Below are 3031 nucleotides of genomic sequence, written 5' to 3'. Positions count from 1 at the left end.
CGACGGCGGCCCCGAGCCTCCGGGACTCGTCGGCGAAGTCGGTACCCACCTCATCGGCCAGGAGATCGGCCTCCGCGAACAGGTCGCGCACGCTCGCCGTGGCCATCGCCCACCCGTCGGCGGCGCCGGCGAGGAACTCCTGGGCCATCGCCAGGGTCGTGGGGCCGGCCTCGTCGTCGGCGTCCGGGTCGCCCCCGTCGTCGTCGAGCTCCACCCAGCCCCGCAGCGACGCGACGGCCGGGCACCGCCGGTCGGCCAGCGCGGCGTGGAGTTCCACGTCGGGGTTCAGGCCGGGTTGGACCAGTCGGAACACCTTGACCATGAGGTCGTCGCCGAACACCAGGGACGAGTTGGACTGCTCGCCCTCGAGCAGCCTGCCCCGGGCGGGCTCCGGGGCGGGAGCGCCCGGGACCAGGCGGAACCGCAGCCCTCCCACCTCGTCCTGCCCGGAGAGGTGCGACACCAGCGACTCGGTCCCGCGCGGATCGCGCAGTCCGTCGTAGACCACCGGTGAGGCGCCGTCGGGGGTCAGGGGGAGCGTCCGGCGGTCGTCCGGCAGGGTCCGCGCGGTGGCCAGCGGGACCTGGTAGCGCTGTGGTCGCCCGTCCACCTCCACGTCCACCAGCAGGTGCTCCACCAGGACGTCGGCGTGGTCGAGCAGCACCGCCCGCCGGGCGATCCGCACCGTCGACAGTCGCCGGCCCTTGCCCGCGAACCAGCGTTGTCCGGGGAGCCACTCGGTCAGCAACCTGACCATGGCGTCGTCGTCGACGGGGGTGATGCTCATGCCGCGCCTCTCATGCCGGGGTGTCCGTGGGACTGCGCAGCTCCAGCCAGTAGAAGCCGTAACCGGGCAGGGTGAGCTGGTACGGGTCGGCGTCGATCTCCGGGAACGGGACCCCGCCGGTGAGCTCGGTGGGCCGTCGACCGGCGAACTCCGAGAGGTCCAGGCGCACGGCCTGCGGGAACCTCGAGAGATTGTTGACGCACAGGATCACGTCCGCCCGGGGGTCCTCCTCGGGGGACCCCATCGTCCGGAGATAGGCCAGGATGCTCGGGTTGGAGCCACCCAGATCGGTGAACTCGCCGCGTCCGAACGCGGGGTGGCTCTTGCGCACGTGGATCATGCGCCGCGTCCAGTGCAGCAGGCTGGCGGTGGAGTTGAGTTGCGCCTCCACGTTGACGCCCTGGTAGCCGTACTGCGGGTCCATGATCACCGGGAGGTAGAGCCGGCCCGGGTCGCACCGGGAGAACCCGGCGTTGCGGTCGGGGCTCCACTGCATCGGCGTGCGCACGGCGTCGCGGTCGCCCAGCCAGATGTTGTCACCCATGCCGATCTCGTCGCCGTAGTACAGCACCGGGGACCCGGGCAGGCTGAGCAGCAGCGCCGAGAACAGCTCCAGCTGGTTGTGGTCGCCGTCGAGCAGCGGGGCCAGGCGGCGGCGGATGCCGATGTTGGCCTTCATCCGCGGGTCCTTGGCGTACTCCGCGTACATGTAGTCGCGTTCCTCGTCCGTCACCATCTCGAGCGTGAGCTCGTCGTGGTTGCGCAGGAAGATGCCCCACTGGGCGGAGGACGGGATGTCGGGGGTGTGCGCGAGGATCTCGGTGACGGGGAACCGGGACTGACGCCGCACCGCCATGAAGATCCTGGGCATCAGCGGGAAGTGGAACGCCATGTGGCACTCGTCGCCCACCTCGGGCTCGCCGAAGTACGCCACCACGTCCTCGGGCCACTGGTTGGCCTCGGCCAGCAGGACCCGGCCGGGGTACTCCTCGTCCACCACCGCCCGGCACTTGCGCAGGAACTCGTGCGTCTCGGGGAGGTTCTCGCAGTTGGTGCCGTCGCGCTCGAACAGGTACGGCACGGCGTCCAGGCGGAACCCGTCGATCCCCAGGTCCAACCAGAACCGCAGGACGTCGATCATCGCGTCCTGGACCTCGGGGTTGTCGTAGTTGAGGTCGGGCTGGTGGGAGAAGAAGCGGTGCCAGTAGAACTGTCCGCGCACCGGATCGTAGGTCCAGTTGGAGGTCTCGGTGTCGACGAAGATGATGCGGGCGTCCGGGTACCGGGTGTCGTCGTCGGACCACACGTAGAAGTCCCCGTACGGCCCGGTCGGATCGGACCGCGACTCGGTGAACCAGGCGTGGGTGTCGGAGGTGTGGTTCATCACCAGGTCGGTGATCACCCGGATGCCCCGCTGGTGCGCCTGGTCGAGGAAGTCGACGAAGTCCTCGACGGTCCCGAACTCGGGCAACACGGCGCGGAAGTCGCGGATGTCGTACCCGCCGTCGCGGAGCGGCGAGTCGTAGAACGGCGGCAGCCAGAGGCAGTCGACCCCCAACCACTCCAGGTAGTCGAGCTTCTCGGTGAGCCCGCGCAGGTCCCCGGTGCCGTTGCCGTCGGAGTCGTTGAACGCCCTGACCAGGACCTCGTAGAACACGGCCGACTTGTACCAGTCCCGATCGATCTCGAGCTCGGCCGCGTGCCGGTAGTTGTCGGCACTGGGCTCGACCACGTGACCGTCGTCGGTGAGCTCGGGCTCGGGGTGTCGGGGATCGGACTGGTGGGGGTCGGCCTGGTGTTGGTCGGGCTTGTGGCGCGACATCGGTGACATGGGGGCGAGCCTACGGCCCAGTACGATCCGTTGCATGCGGAAAATCGGCCCGGCGGAGCGTATCCGCGGCCTGAGGGGCGTGGATCCCGCGCGGTCGTATCGCCAGCGGCACGGCCGCCGGGCCCGCGCGCTGGCGGCACTGTTGGATGTCGACGACGACGAGGTGGTCGTGCGCCCCTGGGAGTTGCGACTGCCCCGGACGGTCATCCTCGCCGCGGCCCGGACCAGGGGCCTGGAACCCGTGGGAGGCCCCGGGGAGCCCGGGCGACGCGGACCGTGGCTGGAACCGATGCGTTTCACCCGGCAGTCCCCGACCCGCCCGGCGGATCCCCGATGAGCGTCGGCTGGGTGCTCGTGTTGCTGGCCCTGCTGCCGCTCGCCGCGTGGCTGGTGGCCCTCGCCGCGGTGGCCGT

Annotated in this window: 1 protein-coding gene and 1 pseudogene; both read right to left on the bottom strand. The window is 70.5% G+C overall.

Going from position 1 to position 3031, the window contains the following annotated elements:
* Positions 1–787 (bottom strand): annotated as a pseudogene (locus tag G6031_RS17395) (hypothetical protein); the annotation flags it as partial.
* A gap of 10 nt (positions 788–797) precedes the next feature.
* Positions 798–2609 carry a maltose alpha-D-glucosyltransferase gene (gene treS / locus G6031_RS17390; RefSeq protein WP_182653947.1) on the bottom strand — a complete coding sequence of 604 codons (1812 nt, stop codon included), beginning with the start codon at positions 2607–2609 and terminating at the stop codon, positions 798–800.
* Positions 2610–3031: the final 422 nt, after the last annotated feature.

It is taken from the genome of Dietzia sp. CQ4, from assembly GCF_014145125.1.
Taxonomy (GTDB): domain Bacteria; phylum Actinomycetota; class Actinomycetes; order Mycobacteriales; family Mycobacteriaceae; genus Dietzia; species Dietzia natronolimnaea.
The sequence above is the reverse complement of the archived record's forward strand: the minus strand, read 5'-3'. Positions and strand labels throughout refer to the sequence as shown.

What these genes read in the sequence shown, in the direction of transcription:
- treS (WP_182653947.1), bottom strand. Translation starts at nt 2,609, where the DNA reads ATGTCGCGCCACAAGCCCGACCAACACCAGGCCGACCCCCACCAGTCC.